We start from the raw sequence: 19376 nt of genomic DNA, 5'->3' as shown, positions 1-19376 counted from the left end.
CCGACAGGCGCGCGCACCATGAATCGACGGCTCCCGAGAACGCCGTTGATGACCGGACTGCAGCCCAGCCCTGGCCTTCGCCCCGACCGAATGGGATGCCTTCACTACTATTGCGGCATGTCCCTTCCGCGTATCGAGCGTCCGGACCTCCCCGAGTACATGACCTGGGAGGAACTGGAACGTCTCCCCGAGGAGATCGCCGGGCAGATCGAGCTGTGGAACGGCCGGGTGGTGTGGGTGCGCCGGGGCCCCGGTGAGCATCAGCAGTTCACGCGTCGATTGACGAACTCGATCGAGTATCACGCACGGAAGGCAATGTCGGAGCAGACACAGCATTGCTGGCGCGTCAACTTCGAGACCAACGTCTTCCTGGGGACCAGCGGAAAGTCGGACTTCGTGACCCCGGACTTCCTCGTTTACCGTTGCCTCGAAATGCCTTATCAGGACGTCCGTGCAAGCGATGTTCTGCTGGTCGGCGAGGTCCTGTCTCCGTCCAACACGCAGACTGATATCGAGGCGAAGAAGGGCCGCTACGCAAGCGCTGGTATTCCGTGGTATTGGGAAGTCATCTTGGACCGCGAAGTCAGCGCTATCGCAATGGTTCGCGCTTACGTTCTCGAGATCGGACACGCCCAGCTGCCGCCCGGTGTCCATCCGCTGCGCTCGGCCAACTACATCATCGTCGGCGAATGGACCCACGAGAACCCCGACGGCATTGCCATCGACTTCCCGTTCCCCATCGCCATCCCCTGGACCGAACTCGAATACTGACCGGTGGGTGACACAACTTCGAGCCTGATATTCGGGTCGAGGGCATGATGACCTTGGTCATCGGTGGTGCGGGCCTTGCGCAGTGGCGCCGACGACTACCTGGTGAAGCCGGCGTGGGTGGCCGAGCTGGTGGCTCGGCTGTACGCGATCAGGCGACGGCTTCCGGTGCCCGCCGTCCCCACGCCGACCACAATCCCGGAGATCGCGGCCATCACCGTTCCCCGACCTGGGACCAAGCTATGCGCCGGGATGGGAGGATGTGGGGTATGACACTGTCAGGGGATTCGTTAGAGGGGCGGCAGCCGACCAGTCATGAGCGGATGACCGGGCTGTCTTGGGATGCGTCGTATCAGGATGGGCCCGCGCCCTGGGATGTAGGCAGGCCGCAGCAGGCGATAGTGCGGCTGGGAGCTGCGGGCGGGTTCGCGGGGGCGGTGCTCGATGCGGGGTGCGGGGGCGGGGAGAATGCACTGCACGTTGCGGCGCTGGGATTTTCGGTGCTCGGCGTGGATGTGGCCGAGACGGCGTTGGCGCGCGCACGGGCAAAGGCCGCCGAGCGTGGCACCGACGTAGCGTTCATTGCGGCCGATGCGTTGCAGCTGGAGCTGTTGAGTCGCAAGTTCGAGACAGTGCTGGATTCTGGGCTGTTCCACAGCTTCGACGCGGACGAGCGACCGGCATATGTGGCGAGTCTGGCCTCGGTGACCGAGCACGGCGGCACGCTGTATGTGTTGTGCTTCAGTGACGAGGGGCCCGATACCGGCCCGCACCCTGTCAGCCGGAACGAGCTCTACACGGCATTCGATGGCGGCGGCTGGCGTATCGCCACCATCGAAGCGGACCGGATCGAGACGCGATTCCACGACGACGGCGCACCGGCCTGGCTCGCGACGATCAACCGGATCTAGCGCGCACTACTTCCCGGATAAAGCCGCCGCGATCTCGCGCCGCGATCCGATGCCGAGCTTCGCTAGGATGTTGGACACGTGTGACTGAATTGTCCTGCGCGACAAGAACATCTGCGCCGCGATATCGGAATTCGAAAAGCCATCGGCGACCAAGGCGGCCACCTTGCGTTCGGTATCTGTCAAGGCGGCCCGTCCAGACTTGGGCCGATTGCGGGGTCCGCGAACACCGCGGCGAATTCCGTACGGACGCATGCGCGCGACCGCGCGGGCGGTATCCCAGGAAGCGCCGAGGCCGGTGTAGAGCTCGACCGCGGCATCCAGGGCGCCGCGGGCATCGGCAGCGCTCCCGTCCGCGGCGAACAATAAGGCGGCGTTCTCATGGGCCTGCGCTTCATAGAACGGTCGCCCCGCCTTCCGGAAATCGGCGGCGGCCATGCGCAAGATCGCGGGGTCGCGTTCGGCGACGCCGCGGCACAGCAGCGCGGTACCGGTCCTGGATGCCGTGGGTTGGCGACGGGCCAGCTCAGCCGAAGCCGCGACCACCGAACGCGCCGCCTGCTCGTCACCGACATCGGCGGCGAGGCGGGCGATATCCGGGAAGATGTAATACAGCGTGGGCGCGGTCAAACCGTCGGTGAGGCGCTGGTGCGCGTCGACGAGGAGATCCAGTGCGCCGCGCGGATCGCCGTGGGTCTCGAGCATCAGGGCCTTGATCCACGGCAAGAACTGGCCGTATCCACTGCTGCCCAGCTGATTGTTCAGTGCGGGGATGTCGTCCGGATCGGGCAGGAAGGTGCCGCGGTGGATGCCGATCAGTGCCGACAGGCTGCGCAGGAACGGGCTGTAGCCGAAGGCGTCGGGCACCGACAGGCCCGACGCGCATTCGACGATCGCATCGTCCCAGCGTCCGTTCAATAGATAGAGCCGCGCCTTGGCGACCACGTTGGCACCGAGATAGACACCGTGGATCCGGCGATTGTGTCCGATCGCCTTGTGCAGCACCGCTTCCGCGTCGGCGAGCCGATCGAGCTCGATCAAGCAGTGTGCGTAGAGAATATAGGGATCGAACTGGTCGGAACCGAATCCGCTGTCGAAGACGGCGATGATGCGGTTGCTCAGTTCGAGTGCCTCGTCGAGGTAGCCATGGGTGTATCGCACGGCCCCCACGGTCAACAGTCCGTATCCGGTCACCAGCGGATTCTCGGTGGCATCCCCGATCGCCAGCGCCCGCGCACCCGCCGCCTCCGCAGCGTCGAACCGGCCGAGCAAGAAATTGTTCAAACCACTCATCCCGTGGAATCGACCCGCGTCCGCATCCGTGAGATTCGCTGTGGCCAGGGCCTTTTCGGCAACGGCGACGACTTCGCGCAGATCGCCGCGCGCATGGCAGGCCTGCATCAGTAACCAACGCAGTTCGATATCGTCCCCCGGTCGGTTCAGCAGCGCCGTGCGCACGAGGGCTTCGGCCTCGGCCGCGCGACCGTTCCACAGCAGCGCTTGGGCGTGCAGTCGCAGCAGGACCGGACGCATGCCGAGGTCCGTGGTACCCGCCGCACGCTGCAACAGCTGTACCGCGATCTCGGGCACGCGCACGATCAACTTGTCGGCCACCGGGACCAACCAGTCGAGGGCCGGCTTGTCCAGCTCGTTCTCCCCTGCCAGTAGGTAGTACGCGATCCGCTCGATCGGCGCGTCGGTGGCCAGCAGGATCTGCCCGGCCCGGCGCAGCAATCCGGCGCGCAGTGAATCGGGCAGCTGCTCGGCGAGGACCTGACGGATCAGGTCGTGCCGGAAGATCAGTTCGGAATCGGCATGGGTGAGCAGTCCACCGTCGGTCGCCTCGGTGACGACTTTCCAGACTTCCAGGATCGGACTGTCCAGTACCGCGGCCAGTTCCGCGACGTACACGGTCGGTCCGAGTGCGGCGGCCATCGGCAGTACTTGCCGCGCGGACCGGGACAGGAATTCCAGCCGCTGTGCGATCGCCCCCGCCAACGATGCCGAGGGGCCATCGACCATTTCGGTCGGATCCGCGGTATCGGCGATCACGGTGATCGCCTCGTCGCGTAAGAGCGAGGCCACCAATTCCGTGATGTAGAGCGGATTTCCGCCCGCACCGACCACCTGCCGCATCAGGCCCGGCCCCGGTGCCGCACCGACCATATGCCGAACCAGTTCCGCCGCAGCCGGTTCGGGCAGCGCACCGAGCCGAATCATCGGCGCACCCCGTTCCACGAGTTCGGCCGTCAACGCGACGAATCCGGTATCCCTCGGCAGCGGACGCGCCGCAAGCACCAGCAGCAGCGGCAAATCGCCGACCAGCCCACAGAGCCGGTTCAGCACCGCCAAACTCTGCCGGTCCGCCCAGTGCACATCGTCGACGATCAATGCGACCGGCCCAGCGGCACACCAGGTATCGACCAGATCGAGGATCGCCTCGGTGATCGCGAACTCGTGCGTCGCCGCACCGTCACCGGCTCGTTCTCCACTGCGCAGCAGCGCGCGCACCGGATCGGATCCGCGATCGCTGTCCAGCCAGGAGCACACCGCCGCGAACGGCACCTGCCGTTGCAACTCCTTCGCGGCACCACGGCGCACGGTCAGACCGTCGGCCGGGTATCCGGCAGCGGCGGTATCGAGCAGCGCGGTCTTGCCGATACCCGGCTCGCCCTCGATGAGCAGCACCTGCCCCACCCCCGCAGCGGCGCGTCGACCCAACGACACCACACGCTCGACCTCGGCATCGCGACCGACGAATACGGAGGTAAGGCGACCCGGCACGCAGAAGATCCTATGCCCTCCGCACGGCCTCGTGCAGCATGCACATCGCCCGGCCAGCGCGATATCGCACCGCCCGATGCGGATATTCCTCCCCGCTATGACGGATGTTCCCGCTTCGCGGCTGCCATAGGGTCCGTTAACGGCGGCTCGCGACCGGCGAACCGACCGGATACAGCAGGTCTGATCGGCCGCCGAGCAGAGGAGAACCGTTGCAGTCCGAGGCACTTACCCGACACCCCGCACTCGCGGTGATACGCGGAATCACTCGCATCGGTAGTCATCTCGCGCGGGAAGCGGTCACCCGTCCACAGGCCCTGCGTGCGGCCGATGTGCCGGTGACAGGTCGAGAATTGACCACCGATTGGCTGACCGCGGTGCTGTGCTACGACCATCCGGGCGCGGCCGTCGAGGGGTTCGATATCGGCGGCAACAGCAGCGGTACCTCGACACGGTGGAAAATCACCGTTCGCTACAACGAGATAGGCCGGGTCGCGGGTCTACCGGAAAACCTGTTCGCGAAGACGACAGCGGGTTTCACCCAGCGGCTGACCCTCGACCTGGCCGGCATCCTGCACGGCGAACCCGGCTTCTTCAAACATGTGCGGCCCGACCTCGAAATCGAGGCACCGCGCGGCTATCACAGCGCGGTCGACAGCCGCTCGGGGCGTTCGATCTCGTTGCTCGAGGACATCGTCAGCACCAAGGGCGCCAGCTTCTGCACGCCGGGCACTCCGATCGGACGCGAGCAGATCGAAGATCTGCTGAGCACTATGGCAACCTGGCACGCCCGCTACTGGGACGACGAAGAACTCCGGCTGCACCGGTGGCTCAAGGCGCCGCGGGCACATTTCGCCAATCTCGACCGGTTGATCGGCATGCCAACGCGGTCGCGGGTCGGGGTTCGGCGCGCGGCCTCGGTAATTCCGAACGTACTACCGGCGCAACATGACCGGCTGTATCGCGCTCTGGAGCGCTCGCTCGAGATCGCCAGCACTGGACCGCAGACCTTCCTGCACGGCGACAGCCATATCGGCAATACCTACGTCACCGCCGCGGGCCGGATGGGTTTCACCGACTGGCAGGTCGTGCTGCGCGGCAGCTGGGCCTACGACTTCGCATATGTGGTCGCATCCGGTCTGGCTGTGGCCGACCGCCGAGCCTGGGAACGCGAGTTGCTGAGCGGGTACCTGGAACGACTGGCCGCCTGCGGAGCACCCGCACCCGACTTCGATACGGCCTGGCTGGCCTACCGCCAGCAGGCGCTGTACCCGTACTTCATTTGGCTCTCGACCATCGGCCGCAGCGCCATTCAACCCAAATATCAGCCCGATGAGGTCTGCCTCGGCATCATCGAGCGCACCGCGACGGCCGTACTCGACCTCGATGCCGCCGGAGCCGTCGAGGCGACCGGATGAAGGGACCAGGGGGAGCCGATGCGCATCGTCAGTAATCGTTGTCGCACGGTGGAATACACCGTGACGACGGCGAGCCCGTGCGCCATATATATCGAACCGTCGGTGATCGGGGCACGCAGATCCTTCCACGACTGCCTGCTGGTGACGATCGGGGTGGACCGCGGCGACCGGGCCCTGGCGGGCACCGCCGTGCAGCTGGTCCGGCGCATCGTCACCGAATCCGACGCCGGACCGATCGTCGTCGAGGGCTTCGCGTGTCTGCCTCGCCCCGACGAAAGAGCCAGCACCCCAGCGGGATTCGATGTGCTCGCCGAATTCGCCGAGGCACTCGACGTACTGACCGAGATCACCGAGCGGCTCGAGGAGCGCGGTGAGCAGGTACATCTGATTCCGTTCGGCTGGTACAAGAATTGCCGTGTCGACCCGCTCGACGGGATCGGGACACAGCAGATGATCCATATGTCGGCCGACGACAACCGGCAGCGCGAGCCGATGCTGCGCTGGCATGGTCCGCGCTCACGGTCGCTGGCGCATTCCGCGCTGGCCGCACGGGTAAGGAAGGTCTGCGCCAGCCCTGAGCGTGGTCGACGTTGAGGATGGCTTGAATCGACTGCATCGTCGGCGAGTGGACCCATGAGAACCGGGATGGCATCGCCATCGACTTCCCGTTTCCCATCGCCATCCCCTGGGTCGAACTCGAGTACTGAACACATCCCCATTGATGGGGAGTGTCCCGGTGCGGCGACCACTACTCTCCCTACGTGGCAGAACCGGCGTTCCCAAGCTGTCGACATCGCCCACGATACCGGCAGCATGCATCGCCGCATTCGAACAGCGCTTCACCGAACGCCGCAGCACATGCCATCCACATCCCCGTGCGCGGAACTCCCAGCCCTGACCCGGGAGGGGAAGACCGCCGAAAAATTGCAGAGGTTCCTAACGGTTCACTATTGATTGTGCCGTCAAATAGCGGCACAATAGACCTCAGACAACCTGCAATCCCCGGCACACCCACTTACCGACCAAGTCCGGGCTCAGCGGGACGAAGGAGATATCGGTAACCATGAACCTCAAGTCGAAGAAGGTCGTCATAGCTGGTGTGGTCGCCGGCGCACTCGTGATCACACCCGCCGCCATGGCGATTCAGTCGACCATCGCGGCGCCCGGTAACCACAGCAACAGCAACGGCGGCGGGGCACGAGGCGGCGGGTACAGCAACGGCAACTCGGGCAGTCGCCGTGTCGCCGATCAGGATCACGCCGCCTCCGGCAACAACTCGAGCCGGGGCACGTACGAGAGCGGCGGCGACAGCGGACGCTGGGTCTGGGTGCCTTCCGACGGCGGCCGCTGACCCACTCCCCTTGCGGCTCTTCATATTACGACTGCGACCGTCGCTCCGAGAGGAGCGGCGGTCGCAGTCGTTTGTGCGCTGTACCCGATGGGATCGCTTCGGCGTTCGCCACCTGGAGCACAACTGCACCTGGTAGCCAATTGCACTCCGCTAGTGGCCAATTGATTGTGTCCAATAGACGTGTACGCATACCAATGCCCTCCCGAGCGGCGTGTGCCGAATGGCACCGCCGCCCGAAAGGGCTTCAGCGGTAGTAAGATTCGCGGTTTGTGACTCAGGTCAGGTTACCGTCGATACACAGGCTCGAGGACCGCCACGACGGCCCCGGCCGGTTCGCGCTCATATCGAAGGTCCAGTCCGAAATCGGCCCAGCCGCACGCCAATACAGCCCGCCGCGGCCGTCCGCAACGGCCTCGTACATATCGTCGCGCCCCTCGATCAGCTGACTGCCGACGCAGTAGTCCATGTAGTCGGTGCCCGGCTGCTGCGCACCCGGACTGAACTTGCCGGCGGGATTGCCGTTGGTACCCGGGTTGTACACGCTGCTGCGACCGGAGGCGTAGCCCTCACGGGACCAGCGTGCGAAGCCGAAGAAATCGGACTGGCACCGGTATGTCCAGCCGCCCGCGGAGATGACCACGCCCTGCGGCACGGCTTCACCAGCCCACAGGCAGCGCACGCCGATATCGGCATTGGCCGCGGGCGTCTCGGTGCCGACACCGAATACGCCGATGCTCGCCGCGATTGCCGCAAGCAAGGACAGTGCTCGGATCTTGTTTCGTCCCTTGGCATTACGCGCCTGGTCGGAACATTTCGTAGGTCCGGGTGTGTCGCGCAGTTGGCTGACGTTGGTCATCGACGTCTCCTTCATCATTGTCTCGCCCGTCGGCCGACGTCGATACGGGCCGAGGGAGGTGCTGTTCCCGCTGCCTAATGTAACGCTATTTAACGGCACGTTGTTCTAAGTATCGCCAGCCATGGGAACGATGAATGAGAAAGACCTGGCCAGGGGCGTGCGGCACCGAAAGATCGGCCGTAAGCCAGGCAAGAAGAGTGTGCATGTGTCGGCGAGCCGGACGCGTCAGGCGTCGGGCAGTGCGCAAGAAGAGTGCACGTGTCGGCAGGGGCCGAACGACGCGTCAGGCGTCGGGCAGTGCCTCGGTGAGGTCGCTGTCCTGTTCGAGATACTTCGCGACAAAGCGGTTCACGAGCTCGGCGGTCGCCTGCCCTGGACGGATTCGAGTCTCGGCCACCCGGTCGGCGAGTACCGCCTTATCCGCGGGTGTGCGCTCGGAGTTCTGATACGGCTCCCACGCCGAACGATGGAACAGATCGATGAAGCGGCGAGCGATCCGGTCGCAGTCCGAACGCAGCCGCTCCAATTCGCCGAGCAGCGCATCGACCGGGATGCCGGCGCCCTGCAACTGATCGAAGATCCGGATCAACTGTGGATCGGCGATGCGGTAGGTCGCGGCGTCCACCGGTTCGTACAGACCGGCCGAGACCACGCGGGCCAAACCGTGCGGCACCTCGCGATAGCGCTGCTCGAGTTCGGTCGCCGCGATCGTGTCGCCAGCGGGCGGCGCGGTTGGCTGCGGCGCACCGGGCTCCACTACGCCGAGGATGTCGCCGAGATCATCACCGCGATCCCAGGCCTCCAGCAGTTCCCTGATTCCGTTCAGCTTTATCCCCCGGTCCAGCAGACGGCTGATCGTCTGCACCCGATTGAGATGATCCGCTCCGTAGAAACCGGTGCGGCCCTTGACCTGCGGCGGGGGCAGGATGCCGCGCTCGGCGTAAACCCGCAGGCTGCGCACGGTCGTACCAGCCTCGCGCGCCAGCTCATCGATCGTGTACTCCACGTCCCCTGCCATATGTCTAGGAAACCACAAAGAAAACTTTACTCGTAGGTAAGCATACGTCAGTGATGTTGGGCACCTATCGTTCGCGACCTGCGTCAACCCCCGATGACACCCGCAACTATTCCCGCCGTTGGCAATTCGTTCGGCCGAAACACCGGCGACGGGGCTTATCCTTCCGATATGACCGAGGCGCAGGCTTCTCGAATTACCGTGACGGAACGGGAGCGCGCGCTGGAACAACTGTCGCACCATCTCGGTACCGGACGATTGAGCCTGACCGAGTTCGATGAACGCAGCGCCGTTGCGGCGGCGGCGACCACCAAAGGACAATTGGCGGAATTATTCGCCGACCTGCCCGGCACAACGCCCTCCGCACCACCCGCACCCACCGGCAATGCGCTGCAGCGACTGCGGACGATCGCCGCGGTGATCTCGATCGTCGCGGTCGTGCTGGCGGTCGCCACCGGCAACTGGCTGTGGCTGCTGGCGGGCACCGGAACCATCGTCGCCTTCGTGGTGCAGCAGCTGCGCTGAGTTCACCCCCGCCAGCTTCGCCGACTGCCGTCCGCGAGCGCCACGGATCTACCAACGGGTGCGTGGCCGAACGGAATTCGCCAGATCGACCAGCCGATAGCGGTGCCAGCGATCCGGCGCGGTTCTGGCCAGGGCGCGCAGACTGGTTTCGAGTCCCTGTCGCAGTCCCGCCGAGGTGACCGGGAAGCCGAGGATCGTCCGGTTCGGATTCCGCGGCCGCCCGCCGACCCGCAGCCACTCCAAGGCCGCCCCGACCACGATGACCTGCAATTGCAGCGTTCGCGCGTCGTCGGGCAGCGCCTCGAGGCGCTCGGCCGCGGTACAGATATCCGCCTCGGTGATATCGGCGATCGGCCGCGAGACCAGCAGCAGACAGCCCGTCGTGTGCGCCACGCTGTGATGGCGGGAGGCGGCGGGTACCTGTTCGAGCACGGTGACGGCCTCGAGCAATTCGCCATCGGCGGCGAGCCGACGGGCCAAGCCGAAGGCCGCGCTCACCACGCCGTGGTTGGTCCGCCAGACCGCGCGGTAGTGATCGGCCGCGGCCCGGTGCCAACGATCCGACTCGGCCGGATCGTCCAGATGTTGCAGCACTAGTTCCGCGGTGGCGGCCAGGGCGAGTTCCGGTCCGATCTCTCCGGGCAGCATCCCGTGCACGGTCTCGAAATGCTGCCAGGCCCGGTCGTAATGGCCGTCGAGGAGCGCGGCGACGCCGACATACCATTCGATGCGCCAGTCCGCGCTGTAGTCGACGCGCAGATCGGCGAGCAACTGGCAGGCCGGAACGGTTTCCCCGAGGTCCAGGTAGGCACGGACCGCGGTCAGCGGCCCCTCCAGGTCGAAGGATTCCGGGGCGACGATCGTGCCGGCCCGGATGCGTTCGTGCGCCCGGCGCAGCGCGTCCAGCGCGTGCCGCGGTTCGCCGTGCAACAGGGAGGACAGCAGTTCGGCACTGGGATCCTCGCTATCGATCAACGGCGTCGGCAGGGCCGCGACGACATCGCGCGCTTCGAGCACGGGCATGCGGGCCATGCCGTCGACCATGCCGTCGGTCTGGCCGATGAGCGTATCGATGCCGAAATCGTCTCGCATGGAGCTCAATTCGACCGAAGGCTGCGGATGTTCCAGGCCGGTATCGATCGCGAGCACCATGCGCAGCGCACCGGCGAGCTGACAGTACATCGAATACGCGGACGGGAAGCGGCGCTCCGGCTCCGGATCGGTGGCACGCAGCAGCAGGCGGTACAGGCACGGATAGCGCGCCAGCAGCGGATCCTCGTCCGGTTCGGGTATGCCGCCTAGAAAGTGCCCGTCGCGGTCCCGCGGCAGATCCAGGGCCAGGGCCGCCAGGGTCCGGCCGACGGTATAGATATCCGAAACCACGGTCGGCCCGGTTTCGGTGATCTCCGGCGCCTGATAGCCGGGCGTGCCGTAAATGCTGCCGTAGGAGTCCATGGCGGCGACCGCACCCAAATCGATCAGTTTGACCTCGTGCTCGCTGACCATGATGTTGTCGGGTTTCAGATCGTTGTATGCCAATCCGAAGGAATGTAGATAGTCCAACGCCGGCAGGATTTCCATGATGTAAGCGATGGCCTCGACGACCGGTATGCGTTCCTTGCCCCGCAGATCGAGCATCTTCTTCAGCGATTGTCCGCCGACGTATTCCATGACGATGAAGCCGTCCGGAATATCGCGGGCAGAACGATGTTTGACGAAGTTGTAAATCTTGACAACGCCGGGGTGGGCCACCTCGGACAGGAATTGCCGTTCGGCGAGTGCGACCACATGCGCCTCGAAGTCCAGCGGGTTCTGCAAACCCTTCAGCGCGACCCAGCGATCGCTGACATTGCGGTCGATCGCGAGATAAATCCAACCGAGTCCGCCGGGCGCGAGCGAGCCCTGCACCTCGTATTGATCGGCGACGAGTTCGCCGCGCTGCAAGGTGGGACGAAAGTTGAACGGCGAGCCACAGCGGCCGCATTCGCCGGCCACCGCACCCGGCTCGGTGGCGGTGCGACGGCCGACCGGTTCCTGACATTTCCAGCAGAACCGTTTGAGCTCGGGCACTTCCGGATTGTCGAGAATGGCGGCACGCGGATCGACCGGCGCCACCCTCGGCATCGGCACCAGGCCCGCGCCGAGCCGCCGCACGCTCGGCCGGGAGCGACCGCTACGGCCGGAGTCCGGCTCGTCGAGTTCGAGAGTTTCCTCGGCGCCCGTCGCCGGATCACTCACCGGCATGGTGTCGCCGGGCGCTGGAGGCAGAAAGACCCGTTGCCCCGGAGCACGCTCCACGGTGCTCGGCCCGGACCATGGATGCTGGCGGCGTTGCGACGGTTCGTGTTTCATGCCGCGGGTGGCCCAGGGGTGCGGCGTCCGTCGCGGAACCTCGGTTCCGCGCATCCGCCGATTCGCCCACGGGTGCGGCAGCGGATTCTCGGAGGCGCTGGGTTGTTCCGGCATGGGAACCTTTCGAGCCCGGTGAATAGGGCACCCATTCTCTTCCGCCGACCGCCGCCGCGCGCATGCCGTATTCCCCCCTATGGGAATAGCTCCGCCCCGGACATGTTGTCCGGGGCGGAGATCGAATCGATCTAGTTCTCGTCGGGCTTGTCGAGAACGACGACCGCATCACCGTTGCGCTGCGGCCGCTCGGCCAGCACCGGGAACTGACCGGTGATGCCCTCGCGTTCCTGAGCGACCTGCAGCACCCGCTTGCGGGCCAGGAACCAGCCGCCGACGAAGGCCGGAACCACGACCACGAACATGGCGATCACAGCACCGCGCTGCTCGATTTCGTGGCTGCATGCCATCAGCACGATCACCGCGACCAGGAACACCAGCGTGGCGTAGCTGGTGTAGGGCGCACCGGGCAGCCGGAACGAAGGACGCTCCACCAGACCCTTGTTCGACCAACGGAACAGCTGCAGTTGGCAGACCACGATCGCGCCCCAGGCCGCGATGGTGCCCAGAGCCGACATGTTGAGCACGATCTCGAAGGCCTTGTCCGGCACCATCGCATTGAGCCCGACACCGACCAGCGCGATCGCACCGGTGGCGAGGATGCCGACATACGGCACGCCACCGCTGGACATCCGCGAGGCGATCTTGGGAGCACTGCCGTTCATCGACATCGAGCGAAGAATGCGGCCGGTCGAGTAGAGACCCGCGTTGAGGCTGGAGAAGGCCGCGGTCAGCACCACAAGGTTCATGACCGAGCCGGCACCGCCGACACCGAGCTTGGAGAAGAAGGTGACGAACGGGCTCTCACCGGCCTTGAAGGCGACGTAGGGCAGCAGCAGTCCGAGCAGCACCAGCGAACCGACGTAGAACAGCGCGATGCGGGCGATGACCGAATTGATGGCCCGCGGCATGATCTTTTCCGGGTTCTCCGCCTCACCGGCCGCCGTGCCGATCAATTCCACTGCGGCGTAGGCGAATACGACACCGGTGGTGACGGTGACCAGTGGCAGCAGACCGGTCGGGAACAGGCCGCCGTTATCGTGGATCACACTGAAACCGGTGGTCTCACCGTCGATCTTGAACCGGCCCGCAAGGAAGATGGTGCCGATGATCAGGAAGGCGACGAGCGCGATGACCTTGATCAGCGCGGCCCAGAACTCCAGCTCACCAAACCATTTCACCGAGATCAGGTTGATGCTGACCACGATGGCCAGTGCCACCAGCGCGATCAACCACTGCGGTATCGCTTCGGTGGCTCCCCAGAAATGGACATAGGTGGCGATCGCGGTGATATCTACGATGCCGGTCATGCACCAGTGGAAGAAGTACATCCACCCGACCGCGAAAGCCAGTTTCTCGCCGTAGAACTCACGCGCATAGGAGACGAACGAGCCGGAGGACGGACGATGCAGCACCAGCTCGCCCAGCGCCCGCAGGATGAAGAATACGAAGATTCCGCAGACGGCGTAGACCAGGAACAGTCCGGGCCCGGCAGTGTGCAACCGACCACCCGCACCAAGGAACAGTCCGGTACCGATCGCACCGCCGATCGCGATCATCTGCAGCTGGCGCGGGCGCAACGCCTTGTGATAGCCCGCATCCTCGGCGTGCAGCGCATTCGCGGGCGCCGACACCTCCGCGGAGGGTTGAACGGTTGTCATAGTGATGCCTTTCACGTGACGGCGATCATATCGCTGCTTGATGTAACGCTATTCAACGGCACGTTCAATGGTGAGTCAAGAGTTGAATGGCAAGAAACCGTTGCAGAGTCGCTCTACCCGCCGTGACCTCGGCGTTAGTTGATCGTGCCGTTGAACATCGGTACGCTGGATACGTTTACGGCTGATGGAGCGCAAGCATGGCATGGTTCGAACGGGAGTTCATCGCGGTCCCCGAGGACCGCAAGAATCAACTGATCTACAAGTGGCCGGATGTCAACATCCGTCGCTACAGCCGTGCCATCGTCAATGCCGACGAGATCGCCCTGTTCGTCAAGTCCGGGCAGGTCGTGGCGGCGATGGGTCCCGGTCGGCATCGGATCGATGCCGACGAGTTGCCGGTCCTCGGCGCGCTTGTGGATACGTTGACCGGCAACAACTTCTACCGCGCCGAACTGTATTTCGTCTCCACCCGCGAGTTCCCCGGTATCAAGTTCGGTGGCCGTCTGGCCGATATCGCCGATCCGGTTAGCGAACAGGTCGTGACACTGCGGGTCTTCGGGGAATTCGCGCTATCGGTGCGGGATCCGGCCGAGCTGGTCACCTCACTGGCCGGCACCACCGACCTGAGCGTCCCGGCGACGGTGGAGTCCTGGTCCTCGGACCTGCTGCTCAAATCGATGAAAGTCGCTGTCACACAGGGAATTTCCCGTGGCGACTGGCCGGTGCTCGGCCTGTCCGGCCAGTTGGAGCCGATCGAGGCGGCCGTGGTGCGCCAGACCAATCTGACGCTCTATGAATACGGCCTGCGCATCCCGCGCCTGGGCAACTTCGACATCACCCTGGCACCCGAGGATGCGGACCGCATCAAACGACTGGCCAAGGATGTCACCTACATTCGACTGGCCGGCGACTTTCAGCGTTACGCCGCAGGCGAATTGGCGCTCGGCGCGGGCCATGGCTTTGCCCACGGCCATGGCGGCGGTGACGGATTCCTCGGCGCCGCACTGGGTTTGAACGCCATCCAACAGCAGGCACCGAGTAATCCATGGCAGCAACGCTCCGCCGCGACCGCACAGCCGGTATGCACCGGATGCCGCACCACCAATCCGGCGGGCGGCCGGTTCTGCACGAACTGCGGTGAACCTCTTGCCGTGCGTCCACGTCACTGCGGCGGCTGCGGAACCGAACTGACCGCGGGCGCGAAGTTCTGCGGAGACTGCGGCACCCGAGCCGACAGCTGACTGCACGTTGCCAGTCGTGGGACCACCGACGGCGGTACGGAAGTGGAACAGGTTATCGCGCTGCCGATTGGCTAACGCTGCGTTGCCGAACGACCGATATGCGGCATGTGCGGACGTTCAGGTTGGGAACGCCGTAGGCTCACGAAGTGCATCTGGAGCTGATAACAATCATTGTCCAGGAATACGATTCCGCCATCGAGTTCTTCGTCGAGAGACTCGGGTTCAACCTGATCGAGGACTCGCCATCGCTCACGAACGACGGACGTCCCAAACGGTGGGTCGTCGTTCGCCCACCCTCTGCGACCACCGGGATCTTGCTCGCACAAGCAGACGGAGACATCCAGCGCGGCGCCATCGGAGATCAGGTCGCCGGGCGAGTTGGATTCTTTCTCCGAGTCGCCGACTTCGCGGCCGCGTATCGCCGGATGGTCTGCGCCGGAGTCACGTTCGTCACCCACCCGCGCACTGAGCCGTATGGTCAGGTTGCTGTATTCCTCGATATTTCCGGAAACCGGTGGGATCTGCTCGGGCCCCCGGAACCTGCGGTAGTTTGACCCGAACGGATCTGCGCGAGTTGCTTTACTCCAGCGGCTGGATCGGCAGCGTGTCCGCTCGAACCGTGCGTCGGCAACGGCGACGGGTCCGGAGTGGGCCAGTCCCAGCGGCGCGGAACCGGTCTGAGGTCGGCGGCGTCCAGCAGGTCCGCGGCGGGAACGTCGGCCGGAGGTCACGACCCCGATGCTGAAGTCAGGAACCGCTGCTGCCGGTCGAGCGCTGCTGGCGGCGCTGTTCGCAGGCGGCGTGGTCGGCGTTTGGGCGGTCTTCGCCCTTGCGTGCGCAGCCCTTCTCGGTATAGCCCTTGTCGTCGTAACCCCAGCGGTCATAACCCCAGTGGTCATAACCCCAGCGGTCATAACCCGAGCGGTCGTAACCGAAGGTGTCGTATTTGTCGTCGGAGCCGAATGGGTCTGCCGGCTTCGATGAGGTCGTCAGTGCGGGCGCCGCGGTGAGCTGCGGTGCGGTAGTGATGGGCGCGGCGGGTTGGCCAGGGGCGGCAAATGCCGGCCCGGTCAGTGCCGGGGCGAGGGCCATCGCAGCGGCGACCGCGGTCAGCATCACCAGTTGTCTCGACGTGCGGCGATTGGACGTAATACCGTGCGCGGGTGTACCGACGCTGGTGCCGAGGCCCAACAGCGAGATGTTCCGCACCGTCACTGTGGCACCGGGAACACCGGTGCCAGCGATGGTGGGTCGCTGGCCGACGACAGCGCCCTCAGCGGCGCTGGTGAAGGACGGTGGGGGTGGGACGTCAGCCATCGATGTTCCTTCCGAGGGACGGGGACGCACACAGCCAGGTAGGGCGTTGCCTCCAGTCGGCATGGTACCGACCGCTACAGATCGTCCCACGTCGACCGTAGCCGACACCAAATCGGTTGTAGCCCGTCGGTATCCGCCGCGATGCACTCGCATCGGCGAACAGTGCGCTTCACTGCCCGGACGCTCGCCCCGCGGCATGACAGTGCGTCGAGGGCGGCCACCGCTATCGAGGAGGGCCGGGACCTGTCCTCGATAGCGGCTTCCTGGCCGACGGCTCTATGGTCTGCAGCTGGCCTGACGGCCCGGCCTCACTTCAGGTGCCGGGTGAAGAACCGGTTCGCCTCCTCCCCGGCGTGCTGCGGGACGCCGGTGTGCCCGCCCATATTGGCGTGCAACGTCTTCTCCTTGGAGCCGAAGGCGTCGAACAGGTCCAGGGCCATCTGCCGGTCGTTTCCTTCGTCGTCCCACTGCAGCAGGACATGCAGCGGAATGGTGACCTGCCGGGCCTCTTCGAGTATTGCGCGGGGCACGAAACTACCGGCGAACAGAACGGCGGCCGCGATGCGCGGCTCGACCACCGCCAGCCGGGTGCCGATGGAGATCACCCCGCCCGAGTAGCCGACCGGGCCGCCGATCTCGGGCAGCGCGAGGAGGGCGTCCAGGGTGGCCCGCCATTCCGGGACCGCCTTGTCGACCAGCGGAAGGATGAGCCGGTCGACGATCTCGTCGTCGACCGGCTCGCCAGCCGCCAGCGCCCGGTGCAGGTCGGCGCGGGCCTGCTCGGCGGCGGCCGAACGGGGCCGGTCACCGCTCCAGGGGAGCTCGATGGTGGCCACGGCGTAGCCCTCCGCCACGGCGTGTTGGGCCCTGGCCAGCAGTCGCGGGTACGCCTTGCGCAGCCCGAGGGGAGGGGGGCTGACCAGGATCAGCGGCACCGGTGTGGATGCGGATCCGGGCGTCCACAGGATGCCGGGGATCTCGCCGAGGGTGAATTCGCGCTCGAGGATCCCATCGTCGGGACGCTGTTCGGTAATGAATTGCACGGTAGTGCCTTTCGGGAGTGCTGTTGAACGGCGCTCCCGGACGACCTATCGCCCGACCGTGACCCCGGAGGGAGCACCCATGTCGATACTGCGTTCACGGATACCACCTCCTCGTTCTCTGGCACGGCCTCCGAAACGGTAGCAGTGGTCGCAGTCGTCCGCCAACGGGTTTTGCGGTGGCTCCGTGGCTGGAGGCGCGTAACTCGGCATTCTCGGACGTTCCACGCGGACGCCAACGGCCCGAGATAGCCTCGGGCCGTTGATCTTCGGACTGTCGCATCTGGCCCGCAGGCAGGGGTGCCGACAGCATCATCGATGACGAATCCAGCTGGGGACTTCGAATATGCCGCTACTTGATCGAGTTGGCCAACTGATCGGCATATGGGGCAGTGAATTTTCCGACGATGGGAAGCTCCGCGCGGGCACCGCCGGTGTTGTTCGTCTGGACCATGGCCATGATCCAGACGACGACCGCGAAGACCGCGACTGCGAGTCCGGCGAGGCTGAAGATGATCCCCAGGACTCCCAGGAGCGAGCCGACGATGCTCAGAACAATATTGACCACCGAGACCGCCCCGAAGAAGACGATCGATTGCGAGGCATGGAATTTCACATCGGGATCTTTCTTTCCCACGAATTAGGAAGATGATTCCGGTGGGCCACCCCAGCGCGTACGACAGGATCGCGCTGGTCTTTTTGTCCAAACCGGAGGGCTGCGGTTGGTTCGTGGGAGGTTGAGAAGATGTCATGGGGCAAGTAGATGCCGCGCGCGCCACCTACCGATCCCAGGTTTCAGCCCGAACCCACAGGTCCGGGCCAGCCGGCGGCCGGGATCCCGGACGTGGTTCTCTCGACGAGACGACTGCCGACGACCTCGAAATGCCTGGGTGATGGCTCATTACACAATCGAGCACCTAAAATTCCGCAGAGTAGCCGAGTCGGTCTCCGAGCAAGGGCCGCTGCATGGTCATCGTCATGGCGCGGTGCGTTCGGTCGGCCTCGAATCGATACAGCCACCTGCAGGTCGCCTGCCCCGCTCCGACCGGTTCGATCAGCGCGGTATGCGGCATGTGCGGATGTTCGCGGAGGAAGAGGAGCGGCCCCTGTCGTAGGGGTGTGAAACCATCCACGACGGATCGACAACTACGAAACACGGTTAGGCCGAACTGGATGACGCTGGCACGCAACGAGGCATTGACGCTACTGACCGACTCGCTCTCGGCGCGGCGGCGACGCGGCGCAAAACGGCTGCGCGCGCTCGCAGACCCGACAACAGCGGCACAGGTCCGCACCGCGCTCGAACGCGAAGTGCTGGACAAACGCACCTGGGAGACGCAGTACCAACTGATCATGGCTCTGGGAATGACTGGCAGCCGCGGGGATGTCGAACTGTTGAAAAGACTGGCACTGCAACCTCGCTCGGCGACCAGCGTCAACGTCGCCCTTGGCGACGCCATTGTCCGTTTGGGTCGTGAGGTCGACAATGACCCGGCTCCTGCCGTGTGGTGCCTGCAACAAGATGTCGAACTTCTCGCTGACGGTGCGCTGCGCGCGGTCGCGATGCTGCGACTGAACTTCCCCGACACCGCGGTCGACGACGTCCTCGACTACGCCGAGGCCAATTTCCGCGATCTCAACCATAAGTACCTGCCGTACTGGCCGGCGGTCGCAGCAGCAGGTTGGTCCGGGTCTCGCGTGCGGGCGTTTCTGCTTCGATGCTCGCAAGACGACCGCCAGATTATCGCCAAAGCCGCGACGGACGCCCTGAACGGTCGTTACGGAAACCACGTAAGCGTGCTGTAGCTGATGCGGAACCCAATCACGGCAACTTCCGGGCGGCGAGGGCGGTAATCGGCACTCTCGGATGTTCCGTAGGCGTTGGTGGCCGACCAATCAGCGGGCGGCGGCCACCATGCATTCGGATCGCGCGCTCCGCGGCATGACAGGACGTTTGGTGGGCAGGCACGGAGCGGTCATCACAGACGACGATGATTGAGGCTTAAGGGGGTCCGCATTCGCATGCGGA

General features: G+C 65.1%; 17 protein-coding genes and 1 pseudogene. 10 read left to right on the top strand and 8 right to left on the bottom strand.

The genetic code is table 11. The features are described 5' to 3' along the window. Positions 1 to 117 precede the first annotated feature (117 nt). The 3 genes and pseudogenes from AB0L63_RS25875 (at position 118) to AB0L63_RS25865 (ending at position 1679) form a co-directional block, all read left to right on the top strand. Positions 118 to 771, top strand: coding sequence for a Uma2 family endonuclease (locus AB0L63_RS25875; RefSeq protein ID WP_364505537.1), 654 nt, complete (start codon positions 118 to 120; stop codon positions 769 to 771). Positions 772 to 831: 60 nt separating this feature from the next. Next, positions 832 to 930: pseudogene (locus tag AB0L63_RS25870) on the top strand (DNA-binding response regulator); the annotation flags it as partial. A gap of 161 nt (positions 931 to 1091) precedes the next feature. Next, positions 1092 to 1679: a class I SAM-dependent methyltransferase gene (locus tag AB0L63_RS25865; RefSeq protein WP_364505613.1), complete on the top strand. Its 588-nt coding sequence runs from the start codon at positions 1092 to 1094 to the stop codon at positions 1677 to 1679. A gap of 6 nt (positions 1680 to 1685) precedes the next feature. Here the strand turns inward: AB0L63_RS25865 and AB0L63_RS25860 are convergent, their stop codons facing one another. Further along, positions 1686 to 4460 carry an AAA family ATPase gene (locus AB0L63_RS25860; protein WP_364505535.1) on the bottom strand — a complete coding sequence of 925 codons (2775 nt, stop codon included), beginning with the start codon at positions 4458 to 4460 and terminating at the stop codon, positions 1686 to 1688. A gap of 209 nt (positions 4461 to 4669) precedes the next feature. On the opposite strand from AB0L63_RS25860, the gene AB0L63_RS25855 reads away from it, so the two are divergent. The 3 genes from AB0L63_RS25855 (at position 4670) to AB0L63_RS25845 (ending at position 7226) form a co-directional block, all read left to right on the top strand. Next, the gene (locus tag AB0L63_RS25855; RefSeq protein WP_364505533.1) at positions 4670 to 5875 is read left to right on the top strand and encodes a phosphotransferase; all 1206 of its coding nucleotides are present in this window, start codon (positions 4670 to 4672) and stop codon (positions 5873 to 5875) included. Between the two features lie 18 nt (positions 5876 to 5893). Then, a complete protein-coding gene (locus AB0L63_RS25850; protein WP_364505531.1) occupies positions 5894 to 6469 on the top strand; it encodes a threonyl-tRNA synthetase editing domain-containing protein in 576 nt (191 codons plus the stop codon). A gap of 469 nt (positions 6470 to 6938) precedes the next feature. Then, a complete protein-coding gene (locus AB0L63_RS25845) occupies positions 6939 to 7226 on the top strand; it encodes a hypothetical protein (RefSeq protein WP_364505529.1) in 288 nt (95 codons plus the stop codon). A gap of 274 nt (positions 7227 to 7500) precedes the next feature. On the opposite strand, the gene AB0L63_RS25840 is transcribed toward AB0L63_RS25845, so the two are convergent. Beyond that, positions 7501 to 8082, bottom strand: coding sequence for a hypothetical protein (locus AB0L63_RS25840; RefSeq protein WP_364505527.1), 582 nt, complete (start codon positions 8080 to 8082; stop codon positions 7501 to 7503). Positions 8083 to 8365: 283 nt separating this feature from the next. Continuing rightward, positions 8366 to 9100, bottom strand: a complete 735-nt coding sequence (locus AB0L63_RS25835) for a MerR family transcriptional regulator (RefSeq protein WP_364505525.1) — start codon at positions 9098 to 9100, stop codon at positions 8366 to 8368. A gap of 168 nt (positions 9101 to 9268) precedes the next feature. Between AB0L63_RS25835 and AB0L63_RS25830 the strand changes: the two genes are divergently transcribed. Continuing rightward, complete coding sequence (locus AB0L63_RS25830) at positions 9269 to 9622, top strand: DUF1707 domain-containing protein (RefSeq protein WP_364505523.1); 354 nt, start codon at positions 9269 to 9271, stop codon at positions 9620 to 9622. A gap of 48 nt (positions 9623 to 9670) precedes the next feature. Here the strand turns inward: AB0L63_RS25830 and AB0L63_RS25825 are convergent, their stop codons facing one another. Continuing rightward, the gene (locus tag AB0L63_RS25825) at positions 9671 to 12088 is read right to left on the bottom strand and encodes a tetratricopeptide repeat protein (RefSeq protein ID WP_364505521.1); all 2418 of its coding nucleotides are present in this window, start codon (positions 12086 to 12088) and stop codon (positions 9671 to 9673) included. A 131-nt stretch (positions 12089 to 12219) separates the two neighbouring features. Further along, the gene (locus AB0L63_RS25820) at positions 12220 to 13749 is read right to left on the bottom strand and encodes an amino acid permease (protein WP_364505519.1); all 1530 of its coding nucleotides are present in this window, start codon (positions 13747 to 13749) and stop codon (positions 12220 to 12222) included. Positions 13750 to 13946: 197 nt separating this feature from the next. Here AB0L63_RS25820 and AB0L63_RS25815 point away from each other — a divergent pair, with 197 nt between their 5' ends. Both AB0L63_RS25815 and AB0L63_RS25810 read left to right on the top strand, forming a co-directional pair. Further along, positions 13947 to 14990 carry an SPFH domain-containing protein gene (locus AB0L63_RS25815; RefSeq protein ID WP_364505517.1) on the top strand — a complete coding sequence of 348 codons (1044 nt, stop codon included), beginning with the start codon at positions 13947 to 13949 and terminating at the stop codon, positions 14988 to 14990. Between the two features lie 146 nt (positions 14991 to 15136). After that, positions 15137 to 15544: a VOC family protein gene (locus tag AB0L63_RS25810; protein WP_364505515.1), complete on the top strand. Its 408-nt coding sequence runs from the start codon at positions 15137 to 15139 to the stop codon at positions 15542 to 15544. Positions 15545 to 15737: 193 nt separating this feature from the next. On the opposite strand, the gene AB0L63_RS25805 is transcribed toward AB0L63_RS25810, so the two are convergent. The 3 genes from AB0L63_RS25805 to AB0L63_RS25795 all read right to left on the bottom strand — a co-directional run bounded on the left by AB0L63_RS25805 (position 15738) and on the right by AB0L63_RS25795 (position 17963). Then, positions 15738 to 16307: a hypothetical protein gene (locus AB0L63_RS25805; protein WP_364505513.1), complete on the bottom strand. Its 570-nt coding sequence runs from the start codon at positions 16305 to 16307 to the stop codon at positions 15738 to 15740. Between the two features lie 308 nt (positions 16308 to 16615). Further along, positions 16616 to 17350: an alpha/beta hydrolase gene (locus tag AB0L63_RS25800; protein ID WP_364505511.1), complete on the bottom strand. Its 735-nt coding sequence runs from the start codon at positions 17348 to 17350 to the stop codon at positions 16616 to 16618. A 349-nt stretch (positions 17351 to 17699) separates the two neighbouring features. Then, entirely contained in the window at positions 17700 to 17963 is a 264-nt protein-coding gene (locus AB0L63_RS25795; protein WP_364505509.1) for a hypothetical protein, read from the bottom strand. A gap of 557 nt (positions 17964 to 18520) precedes the next feature. On the opposite strand from AB0L63_RS25795, the gene AB0L63_RS25790 reads away from it, so the two are divergent. Continuing rightward, on the top strand, positions 18521 to 19153 hold the full coding sequence (locus AB0L63_RS25790; protein WP_364505507.1) for a hypothetical protein: 633 nt from the start codon (positions 18521 to 18523) through the stop codon (positions 19151 to 19153). Positions 19154 to 19376: the final 223 nt, after the last annotated feature.

The sequence above is a fragment of the Nocardia sp. NPDC051990 genome (assembly GCF_040680755.1).
Lineage (GTDB): Bacteria > Actinomycetota > Actinomycetes > Mycobacteriales > Mycobacteriaceae > Nocardia.
The sequence above is the reverse complement of the archived record's forward strand: the minus strand, read 5'-3'. Positions and strand labels throughout refer to the sequence as shown.